Raw genomic sequence first — 18,308 nt, forward strand, 5'->3', positions numbered from 1 at the left:
CCGGCTAGACCTCCACGACCTCGCCGGGGCGCGCCACGACCACGGCGGCCGAGGTCAGCCGCGCCAGCCAGTCCCCCGCCGAGCGCAGGCCCGCGTCGCTCAGCCACGCGTCGTGGATCGGCACGGCCCGAGCGGCACCGACGGACCGGACCCAGTCCACCGCGTCGGCCATCCGCAGCCACGGCCCGCTGACCGGCGTCAGGGCGACCTCGACGACGGCTCCCGGCGGCGGCACGACGAACGCGTCCCCGGGATGCAGCACCGCGCCGGCCACGAGGTAGCCGACGTTCGTGCCGCGCGGCAGGTCCGGGTGGATGACGGCGTGCCACTCCCCCACGACCTGGACGTCCAGACCCCCAAGCGTCAGCTGGTCACCGGCCCGCACCTCGTGGAGCAGGGCCCGGTCGGCGCCCGCCCCGGCCACGACGTCCAGCGCCGCGGCGGGACCCCAGACGGGCAGGCCCGACGCCGCCACCGCAGCCCCGTCGACGTGGTCGACGTGGTCGTGCGTCAGCAGCACGCCCGCCGCCCCGGCCAGCACCGTCGCCGACTCCCCGTACACGCCGGGGTCGATCACGAGAGCCCCGTCGGGCCCCTCGATGCGGACGCAGGACTGCGCCCAGCGGGTCAGTCGGATCGGCATACGCGCCATTGTGCGCCCCGCCGGCGACAGCACCCGGCGCGTTTGGCGGCCCGCCGTCGCCCGCAGATACGGTGGGCCGCGTGCTGGTGCTCGGTGTGTGCAGCCTCAAGGGCGGCGTGGGCAAGACCTCGGTGACGCTGGGCCTGGCGTCCGCGGCGCTGGACCGCGGCCTGTCCACGCTCGTCGTCGACCTGGACCCGCAGGGTGACAGCACCATGTCGCTCGCGGTCGACCGGCCCTCGGGGGACGTCTCGACCGTCCTCGACGACCCGCGCGCAGAGACCGTCGCTGCCGCGACCGGTTCCTCCGGGTGGGCGGACGACGGGCTCGACGTGCTGGTCGGCTCCGAACGGACCGTCCTGCACGACCGCGTCGACGACTCCGACCTGGACCGGCTGCGCTACGCCCTGTCCTGGGTGACGGGCTACGACCTGGTCCTCGTGGACTGCCCACCGTCCCTCGGCGGGCTGACCCGCACGGGCCTGACCGCCTGCGACCGGGCGGTCGTCGTCACCGAACCGGGCCTGTTCTCCGTGATGGCCGTCGGCCGGGCGATGCGGACCATCGACGAGCTGCGCCGGGGCGCAGCACCGGCCCTGCAGCCGCTCGGCATCGTGGTGAACCGGGTGCGCGCCCGCTCGGTCGAGCAGACCTACCGCCTCGGCGAGCTCCAGACCCTCTACGGGCCCCTGCTGCTCAGCCCCACCGTCCCGGAACGCGCGGCGCTGCAGCAGGCGCAGGGCGCCGCACAGCCGGTGCACGCGTGGCCCGGCGCGGCAGCGGCGGAGGTCGCCGGCGTGTTCGACGCGCTGCTGGACCGTGCGTTGCGGGCGCCGCGGCCGCACTAGGACGCGACGCGACGGAGCGCCGGTGCTGGGCAGGCCGCCACGCACGCATGACGGCGCGCTCGGCGCCGTCCAGAACCGACGTGCTCAGCCGGCGTTGCGAGCCCGACGACGCTGCGCGAGCTCGTCGTCGCCCGAGAGCTCCGGCGCCGCCTCGTCCTCGGCGCGCTCGGTCGGCAGCTCGGCGAGCGTGCCCTCCACCTCGCGCCAGACGCGCCCGACGGCGATGCCGAACACGCCCTGGCCGCCCTGCACCAGGTCGATCACCTCGTCCGCGGAGGTGCACTCGTACACAGAAGCACCGTCGGACATCAGCGTGATCTGCGCGAGGTCCTCCACGCCCCGCTCGCGCAGGTGCCCCACCGCCGTGCGGATCTGCTGCAGCGAGACGCCGGTGTCGAGCAGCCGCTTGACGACCTTGAGCACGAGGATGTCGCGGAAGCTGTACAGCCGCTGCGTGCCCGAGCCCGTGGCAGGCCGGACCGACGGCTCGACCAGGCCGGTACGGGCCCAGTAGTCCAGCTGACGGTAGGTGATGCCGGCCGCCTTGCAGGCCGTAGGACCGCGGTAGCCGATCGAGACGTCGAGATCCGGCAGGTCGTCGTCGAAGAGGAGGCCCTGGGCTCCGGGAGGGACCGACCCGCTGGTGGGGGCCGTCTCGTTCGTGGTCACCGGATCCTCCAGTACGCCGTCCACCGCGCCGTCGCGAGGGCGGCTGCGCCCGTTCGCGGGCGTGGGTTCTGCCGCAAAGGTAGGCCGCGGCCAGGGGCGACGCAACGACGCGCGTGGCGTGTCGCCGCGGCGAGTCTCAACCTCTACCTGAAGGTCAGCTCGACGCCGTCCCGCCCTCGTCCGGGTCCTCCCCCGTGGCGAAGTCCTCCGCCGACACGTGCTCGAGGAAGTCGCGGAACTCCTCGATGTCGTGCTCCGCGGTGCTGGTGCGCACCTCGACGCCGGCGGCCGCGACGACCTCGGCCGAGCACAGCACCGGGCAGCCGAAGCGCAGCGCCACGGCGATGGCGTCCGACGCCCGGGAGTCGACCCGCTCCCCCGCTCCCAGCACCAGCGCCGCGTGGAACACACCGTCGAGCAGCTCGGTGATCTCCACCTGCCGCACGGTGCTGCCCGCTGCGACGAGCGCGTCCCGCAGCAGGTCGTGCGTCATGGGACGTGGCGGGACGATGCCGGCCTGGGCGGCGGCGATCGCGCTGGCCTCCGCCGGACCGATGAGGATGGGGACGAGCAACGACGAGTCGGGATCGAGCAGGAGCACGACGATCTCGTCGTCCGCCAGATGCGTCCTGACGCCGACGACCTCGACCTGCACCAGACCGCCGCCCTCGCCCACGCGTCCACGCTACGACGCGGAGGTCGTTCCGTCTCACCGAGCCGGCAACTGGTGCGAGCCGCAGCCGGGGTCGCCCGCGAGCAGCGTCTCCGGCCTGGTCAGCGCGACGAGACCGACCGCGTCGAGCTCACGGCTCCAGACCGGCGACCGCCGCCCGCACGAGGGCCGTGTGCATCTGGGTGCACAGCTCGCCCACCTCCGCAGCGAGCGTCGCGGCGCGCGCTCGGGAGGCCGCGCTGCGCTGACCTCGCACGGGCGCGACGACCTGCTCGACGAGGTCCGCCTGGCGGTCCGCAGCAGTCCGGAACGACCGCAGGTGCCTCGCGTCGATCCCGTGCTCGGCCAGCCGGGCGGCCGCCAGGACGACGTCCCGTGCGTACAGGTCGAGAGCGCCGAGCGGACCCGAACGGAGCACGCCTGCCGTGACCAGGTCCTCGACGAACGCGGGCTCGACACCGGCCTCACCGGCCAGGGAGTCGACGGTCCAGCGGGACGCCGGCCCCGTCGTCTCGCCATCACGCGAGGCGAGCCGCGCCGGCGACGGCGCCTCGTCGTCGACCCCGGCGTCCAGCGCGGCGAGGTGCTCGGCGATCACCTTCAGCGGCATGTACCGGTCGCGCTGCATCCGCAGCACGTAGCGCAGCCTCTCGACGTCCGCCGGTGAGTACTGGCGGTAGCCGGCGGAGGTCCGGACCGGGGCGACCAGCCCCTGCTCCTCCCAGAACCGGAGCTTGGACGTGGTCACCGCCGGGAACTCCAGCTGGAGCGCCGCGAGGACGTCCGAGATACGCATGCTGGCGCGGCGCGAGATGCCGCGCGGCCACGGCTCGGCCACGGCCGGCCGGGGGCTCGGCCGGCCACCCTCGGGACCGCGCGCGTCCGCGAGGTCGTCCACCAGAGCGGGTCGACGCGCGCCCGCGCTCATGCCCGCGCCTCGAGCGCGGGGAGTCGATCGGTCACCCGCGTGCACCCTCGCGGTGCGGGCTCGGGTGGAACGTCATCCGGAACTTGCCGATCTGCACCTCGTCGCCGGCGCGCAGCGCCACCTGGTCGATGCGCGTGCGGTTGACGTAGGTGCCGTTGAGCGAGCCGATGTCCCGGACCCAGAACTGCTGCCCCTCGCGGACGAACTCCGCGTGCTTGCGGGACACCGTCACGTCGTCCAGGAAGATGTCGGCCTGCGTGCTGCGTCCGGCCGTGGTGCGCTCGGCGTCGAGCAGGAACCGGGCGCCCGCGCTGGGACCGCGCTGCATCACCAGGAGCGCCGACGTGGGCGGGAGGGCCTGCACGGCCGCGGTCTCGTCCGGGGTGAGCCCGATCGGTGCGGCCTGCTCCACCTCGGTCGCCGAGACCCCGGTGAAGCTGATCGTCGTCTCCGGGCCCTGCGACCGCGGTGCACCAGCCGGGACGGCGCCGCCGACGGGCTCGTCGTGCTGCATGTACGCCTCCCCTGTTCAGGGTCGCAAGACCCGACCGTGACGCGACCGTCCGCGCCCTGGTCAGGGACACCCTATGCAAACGCGCCGCCCGGCGCAGCCCCCACCCCCTGCGACGGCCTAGGAGCCCGGGACCGCCGCCGGCGTGGCGTAGCGCGGCTCGGCAGCCGCGCGCAGGGCGTCGACGTGGACCTCCGTCAGCTTGTCCACGGAGCCCGACCCGCCGTCGTTGCGGACGTAGGCCATCGCGCCCCCGGGGATGTCCAGCGCGGTGGCGATGGTGTCGGGGTCGCCGATGACGAGCCACACGTACGGCGCGGTGAGCGTGGTGCCGTCGAGCTGCACGGCGCCGGTCGACCCCGTGAACGCGCTGCTCGCGGTGACCCGCTGGTCGTTGAGCTGCACCGCCTCCGCACCGGCGTTCCGCAGCTCCTCCAGCATGTTCAGCATGGTGATCGGGCGCACCGACCCGCTGCTGTCCGTGATGGTGATCCGCACACCGGGGCCCACGGCCGGCAGCCGGCCCGCGAGGATGCCCTGAGTCGCCGCGCTGCGCCGGGCCGCGTCGATGGCGGCCTGCCGGTTGTTCGACCCGCTGACCAGCTGGTCGCGCTCGCGCTGCAGGTCGGCGGCCTCGCGGCTCAGCTGGTCGGAACGGGTGCTCGCCTCGTCCAGCAGCCGCACGAGGTCGTCCTGGCGCAGCTGGGAGAGCGCCGAGTCCCCGTTCTGACGCAGCTGCACGACGATCGCGAAGCCGAGGACGGCGCACAGCACGCCCGCCAGCACCTGCGCACGGGTGGCGCGTGGACGCAGGGCGCTGCCGAGGGCGGCCCAGCCCGTGGGCCTGCTCGGCCCGGGGCCGCCCGACGGCTCGGGAGAACCGGGCCCGGCGGCGACGTCGGCATCGCCGCCGGCCTGTGCCGCGATCGGCTCCGGCCGGAAGGTCGGCGGCACCTCGGGCGGCAGGGAGGCCACCGCCTCGGCCGACAGCTGCCAGGCGTGCGACTCCCGGAGCACGGCGCCGGCCTCGTCCTCGGCGTCCGGCGCCGTGTCGAGCGTGGGGGCTGCGTCGGGCACGGCGTCGGTCACGACGGTGTCCTCGTCGCCAAGCAGGTCCTCGTCGAACCGGGCCTCGTCGATCCGGTCCCCGTCGGGCCGCTGGTCGTCCTGGCCGACCGGCTCCTCGGCCGCGACCGCACCGGTCGCGGCCGGGTCCTCGTGGGTGCCCTCCTGGACGCCCGTGCCCACGCCACGCGGTTCGTCGGGGGGACCCTCCGGCTCGTCGCCCTCGTGCGGCTGCTGCTGCTCGGTCACGTCAGGCCTTGAACAGGTGCCGCCGGATGGCCGCGACGTTGGAGAAGATCCGGATGCCGAGCACGACGACCACGGCGGTGGACAGCTGGGTGCCGACGCCGAGCTGGTCGCCGAGGAACACGATGAAGGCCGCGACCAGCACGTTCGACAGGAACGACGTGAGGAACACCCGGTCGTCGAAGATGCCGTCGAGCAGTGCGCGCAGACCGCCGAACAGGGCGTCGAGCGCCGCGACCACCGCGATCGGCAGGTAGGGCTGCAGCTCCGCCGGGACGGTCGGGTGCACCAGCAGCCCGACGACCACCCCGATGGCCAGCCCGATGACGGCGATCACCGGTCCTCCCCTCCCGTTCCCGGCGCGACGACGGACGACTGTGTCACAACCTCAGCCGCCGCTGCACGAACCGACCGGGACGGCGTCGCCGTCGGCGTGGAGGAGGTGCGTGAGCTCGGCGTCGGTGAGGGCGTGGGCGAGACGGTCGGGCTCGGCGACGTCGTCGCGGACGGGGAAGCCGTCATCGAGGGCGTCGACGCCTGCTGCAGCGTCGTGGGGCCCGCGCCCGGCAGCTGCAGCCGCCGTTGCGACGTCATCGTCACCCCGATCCCGTAGGTGGCGCGCAGGGTCGCCAGGTGCTGACCGGCGCTCGACCGTGCCAGGGACGTCTGCAGGTCGGCCGCGGACCCGATCGCCTCGACGGTGTACGGGTTCACCAGCGGCACGAGGTCGACCAGCACCGCGCTGCCGGCGGTGCGGATGGCGGTGGTGGCGGTCAGCCGCTGGCCGTTGACCGCGATCGCCTCCGCACCGGCGGCCCACAGCCCGTTGACCAGCACCTGGAGGTCCACGTCCTGCACCCGCAGGTCGGGGTTGTCCTTCGTCGTGCCGTCGGTGGGCGCGTCCGTCAGCACCACGCGCAGCCCCGGGCCCGAGACCGGCACGAGCGCTGCGGACACCGCCCATCGCTGCAGCTGGGCCAGGAGCGCCGGGTCGTCGGAGCGCAGCGCCTGGTTCTGCAGCGCGGCGATCTGGGCACTGAGATCGGCGTTCTGGGCCGCGAGCGACTCGGCGTCCGCGCGGTGCTGGCGGACCTGCTGCTCCAGCAGCCGCCGCGCGGCCACCGCACCGGCCTGCGGCTGGCGCAGGGACAGGGTGGCGGTGGTGACGCCGAGGCCGAGGAGCAGTCCGACGACCACGAGCCAGACGGCCGTCGGACCGGTTCGGTGCGGGGCGCCCGCCAGCGCACGGCGACGGGCCGCCTCGGCGTAGCCGGGGTCCAGCGGGCGCCGCTGCACCTCCGTCAGCAGGGTCATCGAGGCGTCGCGCACGCTCTCGGGCACGTGGCTGTCGTGCCGAGCCATCACGCCGCCCGGGTCCGGACCCGCAGCACCCGGCGCGCCTGCTCCAGGTACAGCACGCCCGAGAACCAGTACAGGCCGACGCCCCACAGCGCGAACGCCCAGCCGAGGACGGTCGCCACGGTCCCGAGCGCACCCTGCCAGGTCGCCAGCAGCAGCAGGGGGAACGCGTAGAGCAGCGCGAACGTTCCGGCCTTCCCCGCCAGGTGCACCGGGAGCGGCGGCTCGCCGACGCGGGCGAGGACCAGCAGCATCAGCGCGAGCACCACGTCACGGGACACGAGGGCGACGACCAGCCACCACGGCACGACGCCGCGCCAGGCGAGCGCCACGATGGTGACGAGGATGAAGAGCCGGTCCGCAGCCGGGTCGAGCAGCTGCCCGAGCCGGCTGACCTGCCCCAGCCGCCGGGCCAGCACCCCGTCGAGCCAGTCGCTCGCCCCGGAGACCGCCAGGACCGCGAAGGCCCACAGGTCCTGGCGCCTGACGAGGAGCACCGCGAACACCGGCACCAGCAGCAGCCGCGCGAAGCTGATCAGGTTCGGCACCGTGAGCACCCGGGTGCTCACGTCGTCGGTCCCGCTCACCGCCACCCCGCTCCTCGCCGGCTCCCCGACCGCCCCCACGCGGCGGCCGATGCGCCCCGGCCGATGTCGGGCGGGGCTCGGCACCGCTCACGCCCCTCGGGGGGCGTTCCCCATCGTAGGTGCCGCGACCTGCGGACGGACCCGCGCCGCTCCGCGCGACGGCACTGCCCGTGACGGCGTGCGACGCTGGTGCCGTGCCCGAGCTGAACGACCCCGCGGTGATCCACCGGCTGCTGACGACCCCTGGTCGCTGGGCCGTCGTCGGGCTCTCGACGAACACCGCCCGTGCCGCGTACTCCGTGGCCTCCTACCTGCAGGAGCTGGGTCAGGAGATCGTGCCGGTGCACCCCAGCGCGCCGACCGTGCACGGGGCCGCCGGGGTCGCGACGGTGCTCGACGTGCCGCCGCCCGTCGACGTCGTGGACGTGTTCGTCAACAGCTCCCACGCGGGAGCGGTGGTCGACCACGCGATCGAGGCCGGCGCCGGAGCCGTCTGGTTGCAGCTCGGCGTCGTGGACGAGGCCGCGGCCGCACGGGCGCTGGCGGCCGGGCTCGACGTGGTGATGGACCGCTGCCCGGCCATCGAGGGACGCCGGCTGGGGCTGCCGCGCCGCTGACCGCGCCGTGGTGCACGTCACCCGACCCGTCTCGTGGTGCCCCAGCCTGGGACAGGTAGGATGACCCGGTTCAGAGTTCGTCGCGTCCCCCCGGGCGCGTCCCGCAGGACCTCGCGGGCCGCCCTCGTGTCGTGCAGCCGCCCATGGCGGCCAGGTGTGTCGGGGAAGTGACCGGCCGGGCGTCGTACGCCCGGTTCAGGACTCACCCTCGACCGATCGGTTCCGCACGCCATGAGCACCACGCTGCCCGCTGCCACCATGCCCACCTCCGGGTTCGAGCCCACCGAGGCGCCGGCCGCCCCGGTGCCGGCTGGCGCCACGTCGACGTTCGACGACCTCGACCTGCCCGCACCGCTGCGCCGCGCTGTCGCGGACCTCGGCTTCACCACCCCGTCGGCCGTCCAGGCAGCGACGATCCCCGCCCTGCTTGCCGGCCGCGACCTGGTCGGCGTCGCCCAGACGGGTACCGGCAAGACCGCGGCCTTCGGGCTCCCGCTGCTCGCGGCGATCGACCCGGAGCTGCGGGCCGTGCAGGCCGTCGTGCTGACGCCGACCCGTGAGCTCGCGCTCCAGGTGGCGGAGGCGATCGAGTCGTTCGCCCAGCACCTGCCCGGCGTCTCGGTGGTGGCCGTGTACGGCGGTGCGCCGTACCTGCCCCAGCAGCGCGCGCTCGCACGTGGCGCTCAGGTGGTGGTCGGCACGCCCGGCCGCGTCCTGGACCACCTGGAGCGGCGGACGCTGGTGCTCGACGAGCTGCGGTTCCTGGTGCTCGACGAGGCCGACGAGATGCTGCGCATGGGCTTCGCCGAGGACGTCGACCGCGTGCTCAGCTCGGCGCCGGAGCGCCGCCAGATGGCCCTGTTCTCCGCCACGATGCCGCCGGCGATCCGTCGGGTAGCCGAGCAGCACCTGGTCGACCCGGCGCAGGTGACCGTGTCCCGGCAGTCGTCGACCGTCACGACGGTCCGCCAGACGTACGCCGTGGTGCCGTTCCGGCACAAGACGGGCGCGCTGGCCCGGGTGCTCGCCGTGTCCGACGCGGACGCGAGCATCGTCTTCGTCCGCACCCGTGAGGCCGCCGAGCAGGTGGGCTCGGCGCTGGTGGAACGCGGCGTCTCCGCCGCGTACATCTCCGGGGACGTCGCGCAGGGCGAGCGCGAGAAGATCGTCGACCGGCTGCGGTCCGGGGCGCTGGACGTGCTCGTGGCCACCGACGTCGCCGCCCGTGGGCTCGACGTGGACCGCATCGGGCTGGTGGTGAACTTCGACGTGCCCCGCGAGCCGGAGGCCTACGTGCACCGCATCGGGCGCACCGGGCGCGCCGGACGGGCCGGTGAGGCGCTCACCTTCGTCACCCCGGCCGAGCAGAGCCGGCTCCGGCAGATCGAGCGCACGACCCGGGTGCAGCTGGAGCAGGTCCAGATCCCGACGCCAGCCCAGGTGTCGGCGCACCGGGTGAGCGCACTGCTCGCGCGTGCCGACGAGCGGGCCGCGCTCGGACGGCTGGAGACGTACCGGGACGCGATCGCGGCGCACCTCTCCGAGCGGCCCGGTACCGACGTCGCCGAGCTGCTGGCCGTCGTCGCCGCGCTGGCCGTCGGCGACGAGGGCCCGGCGCCGCGCCCGGAGCAGGGGGACGACCTCGACGACGCCCTCAGCCGCGCGCGCCTGGTCGACGGGCCGGAACGACGCGGGTCGGAGCACTCGTCCGACGGCGGTCGGCGTCGGACGGACAGCCGCCGGGCCGACGGCAGCACCCGCTACCGCGTGGCCGTCGGCCACCGCGACGGCGTGCAGCCGAACGCGCTGGTGGGCGCCCTGACCAACGAGGGCGGGCTGACCGGCAAGGACCTCGGCAAGATCGACATCTTCGGGTCGTTCTCGCTGGTGGACATCCCGGCCGGGCTCACCCCCGAGGTGGTGGAGCGGCTGAGCCGGACGCGGGTGGCCGGCCGGCCGCTGCGCATCCGGCTCGACAGCGGGCCGCGGGCGCCGCACGGCCCCAGCCGTCCTGCCGGGCACGTCCACACCGGCCACCAGCACTGAGCGGTCGCCCCGGCCGGCAGGACCGGCCGGGGCGGCTGGCGCGCTCAGGCGCGAACGGTCGCGGCCTCCAGCGCCGCGGCGACGAAGGCGTCCACGTCGCGAGGCTCGGTGTCGAAGGCGCACATCAGGCGCACCTCGCCCGTCTCCGCCGCCCAGTCGTAGAAGTGGTACGTCTGCCGCAGCTCCGCGGCCATCGCCGCCGGCATGCGGACGAACACCGCGTTGCCCTCCGTCGGGTACGTCGGCTCGATGCCCGGGACCCGCTCCAGGCCGGAGCGCAGCCGGGCCGCCATCGCGTTGGCGTGCCGCGCCGAGCGCAGCCAGAGGTCGCCCTCGTACAGCGCGAGCAGCTGTGCGGAGACGAAGCGCATCTTCGAGGCGAGCTGCAGGTCGATCTTGCGCAGGTAGTCGATGCCCTCCACGGCCGACCTGTCGAGCACCACGATCGCCTCGCCGAGCAGCGCGCCGTTCTTGGTCCCACCGAGAGACACGACGTCGACGCCGACGTCGGTGGTCAGCGCGCGCAGCGGGACGTCCAGGTGCGCCGCCGCGTTCGAGAGGCGCGAGCCGTCGAGGTGCACGCGAAGCCCCTGGCTGTGGGCGTGCTCGGTGATCGCGCGGATCTCCGCGGGCGTGTAGGCGGTGCCGAGCTCCGTGGACTGGGTGATGGACACCACCCCGGGCTGGGCGCGGTGCGCGTCGCCCCGGCCGCCGAGCTGGGTGGCGACGAGCTCGGGCGTCAGCTTGCCGTCGGGCGTCTCGACCGGCAGCAGCTTCAGGCCCGCGACCCGCTCCGGCGCGGCGTTCTCGTCGGTGTTGACGTGCGCCGTCGCGGTGCAGATCACCGCGCCCCAGCGCGGCAGCATCGACTGGAGCGAGATCACGTTGGCGCCGGTCCCGTTGAGCACCGGGTAGACGTCGACCTCGGCGCCCAGCTGCTGCGACAGCACAGCACCCAGCCGTGCGGTGTACGGGTCGGCGCCGTACGCCGGGACGTGCCCGCCCGCCGCCTCGGCGATCGCAGCGAGGACCTCGGGGTGCGCGCCGGCGTAGTTGTCCGAGCCGAAGTCGTGGTGGGACGGGTCGTGGAGTGCAGTCACGACCCCCAGTCTCGCGCACCGGTGCGACACGTCCGTGCGGCGAGGTCCGGCGGTGCAGGGCCGGCAGGCAGCGCGAGCGGGCGGGCACGACCTGCGTGATGATCGGGCCGAACGCCCGTCGATCCCGTCCGAGGAGGCCGCCCGTGACAGCCCCGGGGACGCCCGAACCGAAGACGCCGCAGCAGGCCGGCCGGCAGCAGCCGCCCGTCGGCGCGGACCGGGACGACCAGCACGACGCCACCCGGCACGAGACCGAGGCGGAGCGCATGGACCGCAACTGGGACGAGGTGATGCAGGAGCTGCGCGTCACGCAGACCGGTGCGCAGATCCTGGTCGGCTTCCTGCTGACGGTGCCGTTCCAGCAGAGGTTCGCCCAGCTGGACCACTACCAGCGCAGCGTCTACCTGGTGCTGGTCGCGCTCGCGGTGCTGGCGACCGTGCTGATCGTCACGCCGGTCAGCCTGCACCGGCTGCTGTTCCGGCGGCGGATGAAACGGGAGCTGGTCAAGGCCGCAAACGTCTTCGCGCTCGCGGGGCTGGGTGTGCTGGCCGTCGTGCTGACGGGGGTGCCCCTGCTGCTGTTCGACGTCGTGGTCTCGAGGCGGGCGGGCTGGGTCGCCGCCGCCGTGGTCGCGCTGCTGCTGGCCGTCTGCTGGTGGACCGTCCCGCGGCTGATGGGACGCGGTGCACCACCGCCGCAGCCGCCGCGCTGACCGACCGGCTCAGCGCGCAGCGTCCGCCGCGGCCGCCCGGCAGGCGCTGCAGGTCCCGGTCAGCTCGATGACGTGGTCCACGTCGGTGAAGCCGTGGGCCGCACCGACCTGCTCGGCCCAGCTCTCCGCCGCCGGCCCGTCGATCTCCACGGTCCGGCCGCAGCCGCGGCACACGAGGTGGTGGTGGTGGCTGCGCTCGGCGCAGCGGCGGTAGACCGCCTCCCCCTCGGCGGTGCGCATGGTGTCCACCTCACCGGAGTCCGCGAGCGCCTGCACGGTGCGGTAGACGGTCGCGAGGCCGACCCCGGAGCCCCGGTGGCGCAGCAGGTCGTGCAGCTGCTGGGCGCTGCGGAACTCCTCGACGTCGTGCAGCAGGTCGAGGATCTCGGCCCGCTGCTTGGTGTGCCGTTGCGGCTCGGCCATGGGCGCGCTCCTGTTGAGAGTGATTCCCAGCAGTCTAGCGGGGTCGGTGCACCAGCTGGTCGACGGGCAGGGTGGTGATCACCCGGTCGGGCCCGATGCCGTGCTGCACGGCGCGCTCGCAGCCGGCGATCAGCCAGTCGAGCTGCCCGGGGGCGTGCGAGTCGGTGTCGATGGTGAAGAGGCAGCCGGCGTCGACGGCGATCTGCAGCAGCTCGTGCGGCGGGTCCAGGCGGTCCGGACGGCAGTTGATCTCGACGGCGACGCCGTGCTCGGCGCACGCGTCGAACACGGCACGGGCGTCGAACTCGCTCGGCGGGCGAGGCCGTCCGCCCGTCAACCGGCGGCCGGTGCAGTGGCCCAGCACGTCGGTGTGCGGGTCGGCGACGGCCGCCAGCATCCGCCGGGTCATCGCCGCGCGGTCCATCCGCAGCTTGGAGTGCACCGACGCGACCACGACGTCGAGCCGCTGCAGCAGCGCCGGCTCCTGGTCCAGGGTGCCGTCCTCGAGGATGTCGACCTCGATGCCGGTGAGCACGCTGAAGGGTGCGACGGCGCCGTTCAGCACCCCGATCTCCTCGAGCTGGGCGTTCAGCCGCGCCGGGGACAGGCCGTTGGCCACGGTGAGGCGCGGCGAGTGGTCGGTGATGGCGAGGTAGTCGTGACCGAGCGCCAGCGCCGCCAGCACCATCTCCTGGATGGACGTGGTGCCGTCGCTCGCCTGCGAGTGGGCGTGCAGGTCGCCACGCAGCGCGGCGCGCAGCTGCGCGGCGGGTCCGGCCGCGGTGGGCTGAGCCGCGAGCTCGGTCTCGAGCCGGTCGAGGTACTCGACGGGCGCGCCGCGCAGCACCTGGGTGACCACCTCGGCCGTGCGAGCCCCGACGCCCGGCAGGTCGTCGAGGGAGCCGGCGGCGGCGAGGGCGAGCACCTGGTCGGGCGGCGTGCGCTCGATGCTTCCCGCTGCGGCGCGGAACGCCTCCGACCGGTACGAGCTGGCCTGGGCACGTTCGAGGAGGAAGGCGATGCGCCGTAGCGCGGCTACGGCCTCGTCGCGCCCCTGCTGCGGCGTGCGTGCCGTCACGACGCCTTGCGCCGGGTGCGACGGGCCGGCGGCTTGTCCTCAGCCGTGCCCGCAGGTTCCTCGGCCTTGTCGTCGGCGGCACGTGCCGTCTTGCGGGTGCTCCGTGCCGCCGGGGCGGGCGCCTCGGCTCGCGGCTGCGCGCCGCGTGCCTTCTCGACGCTGCGCTGCAGGGCCGCGAGCAGGTCGACGACCTCGCCACCTTCCGCACCTTCGGCGGCGGGCGGGGCCGGCGGGACGCGCGTCTCGCCGCTGGCGATCTTCTCCTCGATCAGGTCGTGCAGGGCGGCGCCGTACCGGTCGTGGTACTGCGACGGGTCGAAGTCGGCCGCCAGGGAGTCGACGAGGGTGGACGCCATCGCCAGCTCCTGCGGCTTGACCTGCACGTCGGTCTCCAGGATCGGGAAGTCGGCCTCCCGCACCTCGTCCGGCCAGAGCAGGGTCTGCATGCAGATCACGTCACCGCGCACCCGCAGCACCGCCATCGACTCGCGCTGCCGCAGCGCCACGGTGACGACGGCCATGCGGTCGGCCTGCTCGAGCGCGCCACGCAGCAGCGCGTACGGCTTGACGGCCGTCTTCTCCGGCTCGAGGTAGTAGGTCTTCCCGAGCAGGATCGGGTCCACCTGCTCCGCGGGGACGAACTCCAGCACCTCGATCTCGCGGGAGGTGGTCAGGGGCAGCGCGGCGAAGTCCTCGTCCTCGAGCACCACGAGCTTGCCGTCGTCGGTCTCGTAGCCCTTGGCGATGTCCGACCACTCGACCGTCTCGCCGTCCACGCTGCAGACCTTCTTGTACCGGATGCGGCCGCCGTCCTCCCGGTGCACCTGGTGCAGGGCGACCTCGTGCTCGCCCGTCGCCGCGTACAGCCGCACGGGCACGTTGACGAGGCCGAAGGCCACCGCGCCCTTCCAGATCGCTCGCACGTCGCCGCCTCGCCCTCGTGTCGACAGCCGGGCCCGTCACCCCGCCCGCAGCCCGGGCAGGGACGAGCGCCGCGTGCCGTGCGGGCCCGTTCGTGCAGGATGCCACGGATGCGGGCAGGCCGCCTCAGCCCGCACGGTCGGCGACGGCACCGACCGGGAGCGGTGCCGCCTCCCCCGCGCTGTCCGCCAGCCACTCCAGCAGACCGCACACCGCGTCCGTGCACCCGCCGCACCCGGTGGTGGCCCTGGTGGCACGGGCGACCTCGGCGAGGTTGCGGGCACCCTCCCGCCACGAGCGGGTCAGCTCGCCCTTGGTCACGCCGTTGCACCGGCACACCGTCGCGCGGTCCGGCATGAGGGTGACGGACGGCTCGGGCTCGGCACCGGCACCGCGCACGGGCCGCAGGAGCAGCTGTGCGGGGTCGGCCGGCACCGGCGTGCGGCGCGTGTAGGCGGTGGTCAGGTCGGCGGCCACGGGCCCGGCACCCACGCACGTCGCGGCGACCACCACTCCCCCGGCGACGACCACCTCGACGTGCCGACCGGTGCTGGGGTCGCTGAGGCGGACGGCGCGGTGCGCCGGGCGGCCGGCGGCGAGCGAAGCGGTGCCCATCGTCACCACCTCGATGCCGTGCGCCTTGACGCGCACGACGTCGGTCGGCACGGGCGGGGCGGACGGGTCCGTGGGGGTCGTCCGTCCGCGTGCGGGTCCAGCCGTGTCGACGGGGCCGCGCTGCTCGGCGAGCACCGACGCGAGGCGACGCGCCTGGTCCCAGCCCTGCGCGATCAGGCCGGTGGACCCCTCCGGCGGCTGGGCGCAGTCGCCGATGGCGTACACGGACGGGTCGTCGGTGCGGCCGTCGGCGTCCACGACGATCCCTCGGCCCACCGCCAACCCGGCCCCGGCGGCGAGGCCCGTCTCCGGGACGGTCCCCGTGGCCAGCACCATCAGCTCGGCCGGCAGCACCTCCTCCGCCCCGAACCGCAGCCCTGTCACCCGGCCGTCGTGCACCAGCACCTGCTCGGGGGACCGCCCGGTACGCACGGCGATGCCACGACGGCGCAGGCCGTGCTCGACCGCGTGCGAGGCGGGCTCGTCGAGCTGGCGGTCCATCAGGTGCCCGCCGGCGTGCACCAGGGTCACGGTGAGGCCGCGGTCGGCCAGGCCGCAGGCGACCTCGAGGCCGAGCACACCCGCTCCGAGCACCACCGCGGCGGCGCCGGGAACGGCCGCCCCGACGATCGCGGTGGCGTCGTCGAACGTGCGCAGCGGGTGCGCACCAGCGGGTCGCTCCGCCAGGCCGGGCACGTCCGGGATCCGGGCCCGGGCCCCGGTCGCCAGCACCAGCACGTCGTAGCCGACCGCACCGCCGTCGCTCGTGGTGACGGTGCGCGACGCGCGGTCGACGGCCGCGGCGGCGACACCGGTGCGCACCGTCGCGCGCTCGCCCGGTGCGGCTGCGAGGCCGAGCGACGACAGCTCCGCACGACCGGCGACGACCTCGCTGAGCAGCACCCGGTTGTACGGCTCGTGCCGCTCCGCGCCGAGCACGGTGACCCGGACGTCCGCGCGCCGGTCCAGCAGCTCCTCGACGAACCGGGAGCCGACCATGCCGTTGCCCACCACCACCACGTGCATCAGACGACCCCTCCCGGTGCTGCGACGGTCCGACCGGCCGGGCGGACGTCGACCGCGCAGACCTTGAACTCCGGCATGCCCGACACCGGGTCGGTGGCGTCGACCGTCAGACGGTTTGCACTGCCGGCACCCGACCAGTGGAAGGGCACGAACACCACCTCGGGCCGGACCCGGCCGGTGACGTGGGCGGAGAGCACGGCGGTGCCGCGGGCGGACGTGACCTCCACCAGCTCCCCGTCCTCGACCCCGATCCGGTCGGCGAGCAGCGGGTGCAGCTCCGCGTAGGGCTCGGGCTGCGCTTTCTCCAGCGCCGGCACCCGGTGGGTCTGGGCGCCCGACTGGTAGTGCTGCAGCACCCGGCCGGTCACCAGGTAGAGCGGGGCGTCGGGACGCAGGTCGTCCGCCGGGCCGTGGTGGTCCACGACGACCATGCGGGCGCGGCCGTCCGGTGTGGGGAACCCGGCGGTGAACAGCCGCGGCGTGCCGGGGTGCGGAGCACTCCCCTCCGGCACGGCGGGGCACGGCCAGAACAGGCCGTCGGTGTCCGCGTCGATCCGGGCGTGGCTCAGCCCGCTGTAGTCGGCGACCCCGCCGGCGCTGGCTCTCGCGAGCTCGTCGAACACCTGGGCCGGGTCCGTGGGGAAGCCGTCCGGCACGCCCAGCCGGTCCGCGAGCGCGTGCAGCACCTCGAGCTCCGTGCGCACCCCGTCCGGCGGGCTGACGGCACGCCTGCGCCGCAGCACGCGACCCTCCAGCGACGTCATGGTCCCCTCCTCCTCCGCCCACTGCGTGACGGGGAGCACGACGTCGGCCAGCAGCGCGGTCTCCGACGGGACGACGTCGCACACGACCAGCAGGTCCAGCGCCTGCAGCCGCTCGCGGACGCGGTCGGCGTCCGGGGCGCTGACCAGGAGGTTGCTGCCGTGCACCAGCAGCGCCCGCGGGCCGCCGGGGCGCCCGCACCGGCGCAGCAGCTCGACGGCCGGCACCCCGGGCCCGGGCAGCGCGTCGGGGTCGACGCCCCACACCGCGGCGACGTGGGCCCGGGCCGCCGGGTCGTCGATCCGTCGGTAGCCGGGCAGCTGGTCGGCCTTCTGACCGTGCTCGCGACCGCCCTGACCGTTGCCCTGTCCGGTGATCGCGCCGTACCCGCTGCTGGGCCGACCAGGCAGCCCCAGCGCGAGGGCCAGGTTGATGGCGCCGCTGACGGTGGCGGTGCCCTGGGTGCTCTGCTCGACCCCGCGCCCGGTGAGGATCGCCAGTCCCGCGCCCCCGTGCACGGGGGCCGCCGAGGCGAGCAGCCGTGCCGTCGCTCGCAGGTCCACCGCCGGGACACCGCAGACCTGCTCCGCCCGTTCCGGCCACCAGCGGGCGACGCTGCGGCGCACCTGCTCCGCACCCGTGACGCGGTCGTCGAGGTAGGACCGGTCCACCAGCCGCTCGGCCCACAGGACGTGCAGCAGGGCCAGCAGCACCACCAGGTCGGTGCCCGGCACGGGCTGCAGGTGCACCCCGTGGCCGCCGTCGGTCAGCGCCGCCGTCGCCGAGTGGCGCGGGTCCACCACGACGAGGCCGCCCGCGGCACGCGCCCGGGCCAGGTGCGCGGTCGCCGGCGGCATCGTCTCGGCCAGGTTGCTGCCGAGCAGCAGCACCGCCTGCGCACCACCCAGGTCCTCCAACGGGAACGGCAGTCCGCGGTCCACGCCGAGCGCCCGGTTGGCGGCTGCCGCGGCGCTGGCCATGCAGAACCGGCCGTTGTAGTCGATGAAGGGCGTGCGGAGCACCACGCGGGCGAACTTGCCGAGCAGGTACGCCTTCTCGTTGGTCAACCCTCCCCCGCCGAACACGGCGACCGAGTCCCGACCGTGCGCCTCCTGCAGCTCCCGCAGCCGCCGGGCCACGTGGTCCAGGGCCTCGTCCCAGCCGACCGGGTGCAGCTCACCGTCGGCTCCGCGCAGGAGCGGGGTGGTGAGGCGGTCCGGCGCCCGCAGCACCTGCGCGCTCGTCCAGCCCTTCTGGCACAGGCCGCCGCGGTTGGTGGGGAACGGCCGGCCGGTGACGGTGACGGGCGGCGCCTCGGCTGCGTCCGCGGCCGTCGACCGCTCCGAAGGCGCCGGGGGGGTCAGCGACATGGCGCACTGCAGCGCGCAGTACGGGCAGTGGGTGTCCGTCCCCGCGGGGCTCCGGTCCTGGGCGGCGCTGCGGGCGGCCGTCACGTCGGCCTGGGTGGGTGCCGGCAT

The 18,308-nt window shown here is 75.0% G+C and carries 19 protein-coding genes; 4 read left to right on the plus strand and 15 right to left on the minus strand.

Annotation, left to right across the window (positions count from 1 at the left end; all coding sequences use genetic code 11):
- Positions 1–4: 4 nt before the first annotated feature.
- Complete coding sequence (locus tag N0B34_RS08120) at positions 5–643, minus strand: MBL fold metallo-hydrolase (RefSeq protein ID WP_263730846.1); 639 nt, start codon at positions 641–643, stop codon at positions 5–7.
- A gap of 80 nt (positions 644–723) precedes the next feature.
- Here N0B34_RS08120 and N0B34_RS08125 point away from each other — a divergent pair, with 80 nt between their 5' ends.
- Entirely contained in the window at positions 724–1,491 is a 768-nt protein-coding gene (locus N0B34_RS08125) for a ParA family protein (protein WP_263730847.1), read from the plus strand.
- Positions 1,492–1,575: 84 nt separating this feature from the next.
- On the opposite strand, the gene N0B34_RS08130 is transcribed toward N0B34_RS08125, so the two are convergent.
- From N0B34_RS08130 to N0B34_RS08165, 8 genes are all read right to left on the minus strand, one after another.
- Positions 1,576–2,160, minus strand: coding sequence for a MerR family transcriptional regulator (locus tag N0B34_RS08130; RefSeq protein WP_263730848.1), 585 nt, complete (start codon positions 2,158–2,160; stop codon positions 1,576–1,578).
- Between the two features lie 154 nt (positions 2,161–2,314).
- Positions 2,315–2,836, minus strand: coding sequence for a bifunctional nuclease family protein (locus N0B34_RS08135; RefSeq protein WP_263730849.1), 522 nt, complete (start codon positions 2,834–2,836; stop codon positions 2,315–2,317).
- A 127-nt stretch (positions 2,837–2,963) separates the two neighbouring features.
- Entirely contained in the window at positions 2,964–3,761 is a 798-nt protein-coding gene (locus N0B34_RS08140) for a MerR family transcriptional regulator (RefSeq protein WP_263730850.1), read from the minus strand.
- Between the two features lie 31 nt (positions 3,762–3,792).
- Positions 3,793–4,275, minus strand: coding sequence for an FHA domain-containing protein (locus N0B34_RS08145; protein ID WP_263730851.1), 483 nt, complete (start codon positions 4,273–4,275; stop codon positions 3,793–3,795).
- A gap of 117 nt (positions 4,276–4,392) precedes the next feature.
- Entirely contained in the window at positions 4,393–5,586 is a 1,194-nt protein-coding gene (locus N0B34_RS08150) for a DUF881 domain-containing protein (protein WP_263730852.1), read from the minus strand.
- A gap of 1 nt (position 5,587) precedes the next feature.
- Positions 5,588–5,920: a small basic family protein gene (locus tag N0B34_RS08155; RefSeq protein WP_263730854.1), complete on the minus strand. Its 333-nt coding sequence runs from the start codon at positions 5,918–5,920 to the stop codon at positions 5,588–5,590.
- A complete protein-coding gene (locus N0B34_RS08160) occupies positions 5,917–6,924 on the minus strand; it encodes a DUF881 domain-containing protein (RefSeq protein ID WP_263730855.1) in 1,008 nt (335 codons plus the stop codon). Before N0B34_RS08160 ends, N0B34_RS08155 begins: the two co-directional genes overlap by 4 nt.
- A gap of 20 nt (positions 6,925–6,944) precedes the next feature.
- Positions 6,945–7,529 (minus strand): CDP-alcohol phosphatidyltransferase family protein, encoded by a 585-nt coding sequence (locus tag N0B34_RS08165; RefSeq protein ID WP_263730856.1) that lies wholly within the window; start codon positions 7,527–7,529, stop codon positions 6,945–6,947.
- Positions 7,530–7,723: 194 nt separating this feature from the next.
- On the opposite strand from N0B34_RS08165, the gene N0B34_RS08170 reads away from it, so the two are divergent.
- Together N0B34_RS08170 and N0B34_RS08175 are read left to right on the plus strand one after the other, a co-directional pair.
- The gene (locus tag N0B34_RS08170) at positions 7,724–8,146 is read left to right on the plus strand and encodes a CoA-binding protein (RefSeq protein WP_263730857.1); all 423 of its coding nucleotides are present in this window, start codon (positions 7,724–7,726) and stop codon (positions 8,144–8,146) included.
- A 231-nt stretch (positions 8,147–8,377) separates the two neighbouring features.
- On the plus strand, positions 8,378–10,192 hold the full coding sequence (locus N0B34_RS08175) for a DEAD/DEAH box helicase (RefSeq protein ID WP_263730858.1): 1,815 nt from the start codon (positions 8,378–8,380) through the stop codon (positions 10,190–10,192).
- A gap of 44 nt (positions 10,193–10,236) precedes the next feature.
- Here N0B34_RS08175 and N0B34_RS08180 read toward each other — a convergent pair whose 3' ends face one another.
- Positions 10,237–11,292 carry a threonine aldolase family protein gene (locus tag N0B34_RS08180; RefSeq protein WP_263730859.1) on the minus strand — a complete coding sequence of 352 codons (1,056 nt, stop codon included), beginning with the start codon at positions 11,290–11,292 and terminating at the stop codon, positions 10,237–10,239.
- Between the two features lie 143 nt (positions 11,293–11,435).
- Here N0B34_RS08180 and N0B34_RS08185 point away from each other — a divergent pair, with 143 nt between their 5' ends.
- Entirely contained in the window at positions 11,436–12,005 is a 570-nt protein-coding gene (locus tag N0B34_RS08185; protein ID WP_263730860.1) for a DUF6328 family protein, read from the plus strand.
- A 9-nt stretch (positions 12,006–12,014) separates the two neighbouring features.
- On the opposite strand, the gene N0B34_RS08190 is transcribed toward N0B34_RS08185, so the two are convergent.
- From N0B34_RS08190 to N0B34_RS08210, 5 genes are all read right to left on the minus strand, one after another.
- Positions 12,015–12,428, minus strand: a complete 414-nt coding sequence (locus tag N0B34_RS08190) for a Fur family transcriptional regulator (protein WP_263730861.1) — start codon at positions 12,426–12,428, stop codon at positions 12,015–12,017.
- 34 nt (positions 12,429–12,462) lie between these two features.
- Complete coding sequence (locus N0B34_RS08195; protein ID WP_263730862.1) at positions 12,463–13,506, minus strand: PHP domain-containing protein; 1,044 nt, start codon at positions 13,504–13,506, stop codon at positions 12,463–12,465.
- Entirely contained in the window at positions 13,503–14,429 is a 927-nt protein-coding gene (locus N0B34_RS08200; protein ID WP_263730863.1) for a Ku protein, read from the minus strand. The genes N0B34_RS08195 and N0B34_RS08200 overlap by 4 nt, the downstream gene beginning before the upstream one ends.
- Before the next feature lie 124 nt (positions 14,430–14,553).
- On the minus strand, positions 14,554–16,068 hold the full coding sequence (locus N0B34_RS08205) for an FAD-dependent oxidoreductase (RefSeq protein ID WP_263730864.1): 1,515 nt from the start codon (positions 16,066–16,068) through the stop codon (positions 14,554–14,556).
- Positions 16,068–18,308 (minus strand): molybdopterin oxidoreductase family protein, encoded by a 2,241-nt coding sequence (locus N0B34_RS08210; RefSeq protein ID WP_263730865.1) that lies wholly within the window; start codon positions 18,306–18,308, stop codon positions 16,068–16,070. Before N0B34_RS08210 ends, N0B34_RS08205 begins: the two co-directional genes overlap by 1 nt.

The organism is Cellulomonas sp. SG140, from assembly GCF_025770785.1.
Taxonomy (GTDB): Bacteria; Actinomycetota; Actinomycetes; order Actinomycetales; family Cellulomonadaceae; genus Cellulomonas.